7 protein-coding genes are annotated in these 6,090 nt (G+C 58.2%); 3 read left to right on the forward strand and 4 right to left on the reverse strand.

The window, feature by feature from the left end; all coding sequences use genetic code 11:
• Positions 1–22 precede the first annotated feature (22 nt).
• On the forward strand, positions 23–325 hold the full coding sequence (locus tag J0X19_RS20095; RefSeq protein ID WP_206986219.1) for a hypothetical protein: 303 nt from the start codon (positions 23–25) through the stop codon (positions 323–325).
• 158 nt (positions 326–483) lie between these two features.
• On the opposite strand, the gene J0X19_RS20100 is transcribed toward J0X19_RS20095, so the two are convergent.
• Positions 484–1,464 carry a polyprenyl synthetase family protein gene (locus J0X19_RS20100; RefSeq protein ID WP_206986220.1) on the reverse strand — a complete coding sequence of 327 codons (981 nt, stop codon included), beginning with the start codon at positions 1,462–1,464 and terminating at the stop codon, positions 484–486.
• Between the two features lie 173 nt (positions 1,465–1,637).
• Between J0X19_RS20100 and J0X19_RS20105 the strand changes: the two genes are divergently transcribed.
• On the forward strand, positions 1,638–2,504 hold the full coding sequence (locus J0X19_RS20105) for an alpha/beta hydrolase family protein (RefSeq protein ID WP_206986221.1): 867 nt from the start codon (positions 1,638–1,640) through the stop codon (positions 2,502–2,504).
• Positions 2,501–2,995 carry a 2-amino-4-hydroxy-6-hydroxymethyldihydropteridine diphosphokinase gene (gene folK / locus J0X19_RS20110; protein WP_206986222.1) on the forward strand — a complete coding sequence of 165 codons (495 nt, stop codon included), beginning with the start codon at positions 2,501–2,503 and terminating at the stop codon, positions 2,993–2,995. The genes J0X19_RS20105 and folK overlap by 4 nt, the downstream gene beginning before the upstream one ends.
• 23 nt (positions 2,996–3,018) lie before the next feature.
• Here folK and J0X19_RS20115 read toward each other — a convergent pair whose 3' ends face one another.
• From J0X19_RS20115 to J0X19_RS20125, 3 genes are all read right to left on the reverse strand, one after another.
• The gene (locus J0X19_RS20115; RefSeq protein WP_206986223.1) at positions 3,019–3,978 is read right to left on the reverse strand and encodes a hypothetical protein; all 960 of its coding nucleotides are present in this window, start codon (positions 3,976–3,978) and stop codon (positions 3,019–3,021) included.
• Positions 3,979–4,251: 273 nt separating this feature from the next.
• Positions 4,252–5,142, reverse strand: coding sequence for an ACP S-malonyltransferase (gene fabD, locus J0X19_RS20120; RefSeq protein ID WP_206986224.1), 891 nt, complete (start codon positions 5,140–5,142; stop codon positions 4,252–4,254).
• A 114-nt stretch (positions 5,143–5,256) separates the two neighbouring features.
• On the reverse strand, positions 5,257–6,090 hold an 834-nt coding region (locus J0X19_RS20125), incomplete at its 5' end, for a gliding motility-associated C-terminal domain-containing protein (RefSeq protein ID WP_206986225.1).

Raw genomic sequence — 6,090 nt, forward strand, 5'->3', positions numbered from 1 at the left:
CCAAAACCAAACTTTACTCCCTATGTGGATTCAACAGAAAGCCACTCCCGCCCCTCTCGATGAGCTGCAGGGCCGCACAGTAGGCCTCAAATTCGAGTGCAACCACTGCCATACCGAAGTTTTCACCGACCTGCTCGGCGTACCGGCTCCCGACCATCTGGCTAACTCGATGGAAGACGACGGCCAGTACGAGAAAGAGGAAATCAAGTGCCCCGGCTGCGACATGACCCACGAAATCACCGTGAAAAGCACCTTCGATGGCGTAACGTTCGACGTTTCGGAAGTAGCCCCCAACAGTGTAGCCTACCAAGTAGCGCACGAATAGCGTGTAATTGCTATTTGTTACTCTGGTCGGATTTCCATTACGATTTTCGCCCGGATACTATTAAAGAAGGCTTGCCAAATGGCAAGCCTTCTTTGTTTTAGAAAAATAGAATCGTCCACAAAATCCGACCAATCCGACTAATCTGCAAAATCCGCGTTCTACTTCTCCCGCTCTATCGTGTAGTTGATGAGCTGCTCCAGCGACATGCGCGAAGGTGAGGCCGGGAAGGTATGCAGGATTTCCAGGGCTTCGTCGCGGTAGCGTTTCATTACGCCAATGGCGTAGTCGAGGCCGCCGGTGGTTTTCACGAATTCGATAACGGCCTGCACCCGGTCTTTGCGGCCGTCGTTGTTTTTCACGTTGTAGATGATGCGGCGCTTGGTTAGCCAATCGGCCTGCTGAAGCGAGTAAATCAGCGGCAGCGTCATCTTCTTCTCCTTGATATCGATGCCCAGCGGCTTGCCAATTTCGGCGGTACCAAAGTCGAACAGGTCGTCTTTGATCTGGAAAGCCATGCCCACTTTCTCGCCGAAAAGCCGGGCCCGCTCAATGGTTTCGGCATCAGCCCCCGCCGACGCCGCTCCCACAGCGCAGCAGGACGCAATGAGGGAGGCCGTTTTCTGCCGGATAATATCAAAGTACACGTCTTCGGTGATGTCGAGGCGGCGGGCTTTTTCAATTTGCAGCAGCTCGCCTTCGCTCAGCTCCTTCACGGCGTTGCTCACAATTTTGAGCAGCGTGTAATCGTCGTTTTCCAAGCTCAGCAGCAGCCCTTTGCTCAGCAGATAGTCGCCGACGAGGACGGCAATCTTGTTTTTCCAGAGGGCGTTGATGGAGAAGAACCCGCGCCGGTAGTTGCTTTCGTCCACTACGTCGTCGTGCACGAGGGTGGCGGTGTGCAGCAGCTCGATGAGGGCCGCACCGCGGAACGAAGCTTCGGGCAGCGGGTCGCCGCCGCTGATTTTGGCCGTGAAGAACACAAACATCGGCCGGATCTGCTTGCCCTTGCGCTTCACGATGTAGCCCATGATTTTATCGAGCAGCAGCTGCTTGGTTTGCATGGAAGCGCGGAATTTCTTCTCAAATTCCTCCATTTCGCCCGCAATTGGGGCTTGTATCTGGTCCAGCGTAACGTTCATGCAGCGGTTTTGGGCGCTGCGAAAGTACGGGGAAAATGGTGAAGTGGTGAGATGGTGAAATAGTGATTTTGCTGTTCAGTTGGCACTACTCACGCAGATTGCACAAATACAACGTCAAACCCACCATTTCACCATCTCACTATCTCACCATTTCACCGCTTACCTTCGCCTTTATGCCAACTCAGCCCGTCCGCCTCGATTTCCTGTTGTCCAGCACGCGCCACAGCCGGCCTTTTGCCGCCGATGCGCACTACGTTCCCGATGGCCAGCCGAAGCCGGTAGTGGTGTTTGTGCACGGGTTCAAGGGCTTCAAAGACTGGGGACATTTCAATGCGCTGGCCGAGTGGTTTGCCCGGCAGGGCTTCGCGTTTGTGAAGCTGAACCTCTCGCACAACGGGCTGGTGGTAGGCGGCACCGGCGACCTGGAAGACCTGGAGGCATTCGGCCAAAACAATTTCAGTTTGGAGCTGGATGACATTGGCACCCTGCTCGACTACCTGGAAAGTGCCGGCTCGGTGGTGCCCGCTACGGAAATCAACTTTTCGCGTTTGGCACTTATTGGCCACAGCCGGGGCGGCGGTTTGGTGCTGCTGAAAGCCGCCGAAGACTCACGCGTAACAGCCGTAGTTACATGGGCCGGCATCAACAACATCAACCCCGGCTGGACCGATGCCCTAATGCAACAATGGCAGCAGCAGGGCGTGTACCACGTGGAAAACAGCCGTACCAAGCAGCAGCTGCCGCTTTATTACCAGATTGTAGAGGATTACCACAGCAACCGCCTCCGCCTTGATATTCCGCACAACGTACGCCGCCACCTGCCCAAGCCGCTGCTGGTAGTACACGGCGACCAGGACGAAACCGTATCGGTGCAGCGTGCCCACGAGCTGAAAACCTGGAAGCCAGATGCGGAATTGCTGGTGCTGCCCGGCGTTACGCACAATTTCGGCGGCGGCCACCCCTGGCACTCAACCAACGTGCCCGCCGAAGCCCTGCAAGCGGCCGAGGCTACCGTAGCTTTCCTGCGCCGGGAGCTATGAGCGTTGTACATCATACCACCTACCTCCTACTCGGCTCCAACCTCGGCGACCGGGCAGCTATTCTGCGGGACGCCGTGCAACACCTGAGCGAACTGGCAGGCACGGTGGCAGCTGCCTCGGGGCTTTACGAAACGGCGGCCTGGGGCTTAGAGGACCAGCCGGCCTTTTTAAATCAGGCGGTGTGCCTACACACCGTGCTTGCCCCCGAGTTGTTGCTCGATGCCTGCCAACAAGCTGAACAGCTGGCTGGCCGGGAGCGGCTGGTTCGGTGGGGTGCCCGCACCCTGGACGTGGATATTTTGCTCTATGACGGCCTCGTGCTGGATACTCCGCGCCTCACTGTGCCGCATCCGCGCCTACCGGAGCGCCGCTTTGCCTTGGTGCCCCTGGCCGAAATTGCTGCCAGTGTTGTGCACCCTATTGTGCAACGCACCGTAGCCGAGCTGCTAGCAGTATGCGTTGATAAACTGCCAGTCACGAAAGTAGGATAAGTTGTGTGCCAAGCACCAAGTAGCTACTGCGCCGCATTGCCAATTTGGTCTGCTGAACCCATTGCGGTTGTGAAGTGTGGCGTAGGCCGGCTGCGTAGAAACACGGCGTTATGGATCATCCGAGCAGCCGGATACAGCAGCCATATTAGCAGCAGCACGTGCAATAAGCGGGGGTGGTTGCCCAGCGTCCGCCGCAAAGCCCCAAATAGCAGCAGCATAACAGGGCCGAAGAATACCGCGGCGTACCGCTCACTGTCGTGAAAGCCAGCCGAGCCACGGCTCAACTGATAACTTAAGGCATGCAATACCACATACACCCCAGCCGTAATCAGGAGCACTTGCCCAAATTTGCCTATCTCGGCTGCTCCCACAACAAGGATAGCAACTACTAGCGCCCCCCCCGCTAAGTAGCCCCACGTGATGGGCGCCGTTGGAACAGGCAGCGGCAGCAGCCAATGCACCAGCATAAAGCCGAAGTCACTCATTGCCTGCCCCCCTGCTGTAGCCGGATTTGATAGCACCAGGGGCAAATCGAGGCCCGTGCGCCACACCCGTACCTGCCAGAGCAAGCCGCCGGATACGCTCAGCAAGAAATGCAGTGCAAGTGCCAAAGCATACGCCCGTAGCGTGCGGCGGTATGCTACAACCAAGCCTAGCGCTACACCAAACAACACAAAAAACCCTGCCGTGCGCTGCAAGGGCAACAACATGCCAGCTGCGGTAGCTGCCAGCAACCAGCCTTTTCGCTTGGTAGTGAGGTAGCTGTATAAGCCCACTGCGTAGGCGGTAAACAACAGCAAAAAGCTGGTTTCTGACCATACAAACTTAGCCGTCATCAGCCAAGGCGTACTCAAAGCCAGTACCCACGGATAGCACCGTTTCCAGGCCGTTTCTTGGCCTAACAGCTGGCTCCCCAACCAGCTCCACCCTAGCAGGCTGCCTATTAAGCTCAAGGCGTACACCCACACCAAGCCGCGCATCATTTCCTGTTCGGATGAGCCTATGCTTGCCAGCAAAAGTGGATAGAGCGGCCCCCAGACTACGTAAGGAGCTCCCGTTGGGCCACGCAATTCTTTCACAGCAACCCAGCTGCGAGCTGCCGCCAAGTAGTCTCTCGAATCGGAGGTAACTGCTGGGCCATTTCCCCAAGCGTATAGGAAAAAGCCCAGCAGTACCACTACTCCTAATGCTGCATTGCTATTTCGCCGCCAGAATAAGCTAGAGAATATTTCCGGCGACACAGCGTGCACATTTAATTAGGCTACCACCGCCGACTGTGCAGCAACTTCTGGCGCAATTTTCTTCACCAAGCCCTGCAGCACTTTGCCGGGGCCGCACTCCACAAACTCGGTGGCTCCATCCTGCACCATGCGCTGTACGCTTTGAGTCCAGCGGACCGGTGCCGTGAGTTGGCGCACCAAGTTTTCCCTGATTTCGTCGGCGTCGCGGTGCGGGGCTGCATCCACGTTCTGGTAAACCGGACAGATACCCGTTGAGAAAGTGGTTTTCGCAATAGCCTGAGCCAGCGCAGCTTCCGCCGACTGCATCAGCGGCGAGTGGAACGCTCCGCCTACTGGCAGCGGCAACGCCCGCTTGGCCCCTGCGGCTTTCAGCTGCTCACAAGCCAGCTCAATTCCCCGTTGGGAGCCCGATACCACTAGCTGGCCGGGGCAGTTGTAGTTAGCTGCTACCACCACATTGCCACCAGCCGTAATTTCCTGGCAGATGCGGGCCGTGGTTTCGTCGTCGAGGGCCAGAATAGCGGCCATCGTGCCGGGCTGCTCCTGGCAGGCGGCCTGCATGGCTTGGGCCCGCTGCGCCACCAAGCGCAAGGCATCTTCAAACGGCAACACCTTGGCCGCCACCAGCGCCGAAAACTCACCCAGCGAGTGGCCGGCCACCATATCGGGCTTCAAATCAGGCAATACAGCGGCCAGCGCCACAGAATGCAGGAAGATGGCTGGCTGCGTTACATCGGTGCGGCGTAGGTCTTCGTCGGAGCCATTGAACATGACGTCGGTGAGTTGAAAACCCAAGATATCGTTGGCCTGGTCCATCAGGCGCTTGGCTTCAGGATACTGCTCGTACAGGTCGCGGCCCATGCCGCTGAACTGACTGCCCTGGCCCGGAAAAACAACTGCTTTCATAGTAGAGAAAAACGAGAGAAGATGGATGGGGCGGCAAGATAGCACGAATAAAAAAAGCCCATTGCAACCAGCAATGGGCTTTCCTCAATACTTAACCAAGTACAACAACCTATCCTAGCGGGTAATTTGGACCCAGCCTTTGTAGGTGCGCTTGGAGTTGTTGACGTCGGCAAACTCCACCTCGGCCTGGTAGTAGTACATGCCCTCGACCACCGACGGCGCCCCGCTGCCCTCGGTGCGGCTGCCCCCGCCCGGCCAGTTGATGAGCGGGTCGGCGCTGCTCTCGTAGATCTTCACGCCCCAGCGGTTGAAGACCGTGAAGTGCGTACGCCGCAGCGGGGTGAAGACCTTGGGCCGGAACGTGTCGTTCTTGCCGTCGCCGTTGGGCGTGAAGATGTTGGGCAGCAAAAACAGCTGGCAGTCGTCCTTGCATTCCACGTTGCTGCGTGCGCTCACCGTGCCGCTCGAGTCCACGGCCTGCACGGCGTAGCAGCCCGCCTCCTGGCGCAGGTCGCGGTGGGCATAGCTGGTCTGCGAGCCCGGCACCCGCACCAGGAAGCGCAACGAGTCCTGGCTGTTGGGAGCGTAGTAGATGTTGTAGAACTGAATGGCGCGGCTGCAATCGGCGGGCGTGGTGCCCAGCGTCCAGCGCAGCTGATTGGTGTAGACGGCCCCGCTCACCGGCGTGGCCGGCAGCTCAAACAGGCGGCTGGCCAGGCTGTCGCAGTTGGGGCGGGTGAGCGTGAGCACCGGCGCGCACGGGATGTTGCGCACAGCAATACATTGCTGCTGGCTCTTGTTGATCAGGTTGCTGGGCAGCTTATCGGCATTGTAGGTGCCAGTAGTTTCCACGTAGTAGCAGTAGGTGGCGCCCTTCTGCAACCGTTGCGTGGCCGTGCCTTCGTCGCGGTAGCTGCCGCCGGTGGCCGTGCCCGTCACGGTGGCAAT

This window comes from Hymenobacter telluris (genome assembly GCF_017313265.1).
In the GTDB taxonomy this organism is placed as follows: Bacteria; Bacteroidota; Bacteroidia; order Cytophagales; family Hymenobacteraceae; genus Hymenobacter; species Hymenobacter telluris.

What these genes read in the sequence shown, in the direction of transcription:
- J0X19_RS20095 (WP_206986219.1), top strand. Translation starts at nt 23, where the DNA reads ATGTGGATTCAACAGAAAGCCACTCCCGCCCCTCTCGATGAGCTGCAG.
- J0X19_RS20105 (WP_206986221.1), top strand. Translation starts at nt 1,638, where the DNA reads ATGCCAACTCAGCCCGTCCGCCTCGATTTCCTGTTGTCCAGCACGCGC.
- J0X19_RS20115 (WP_206986223.1), bottom strand. Translation starts at nt 3,978, where the DNA reads ATGATGCGCGGCTTGGTGTGGGTGTACGCCTTGAGCTTAATAGGCAGC.
- J0X19_RS20100 (WP_206986220.1), bottom strand. Translation starts at nt 1,464, where the DNA reads ATGAACGTTACGCTGGACCAGATACAAGCCCCAATTGCGGGCGAAATG.
- fabD (WP_206986224.1), bottom strand. Translation starts at nt 5,142, where the DNA reads ATGAAAGCAGTTGTTTTTCCGGGCCAGGGCAGTCAGTTCAGCGGCATG.
- folK (WP_206986222.1), top strand. Translation starts at nt 2,501, where the DNA reads ATGAGCGTTGTACATCATACCACCTACCTCCTACTCGGCTCCAACCTC.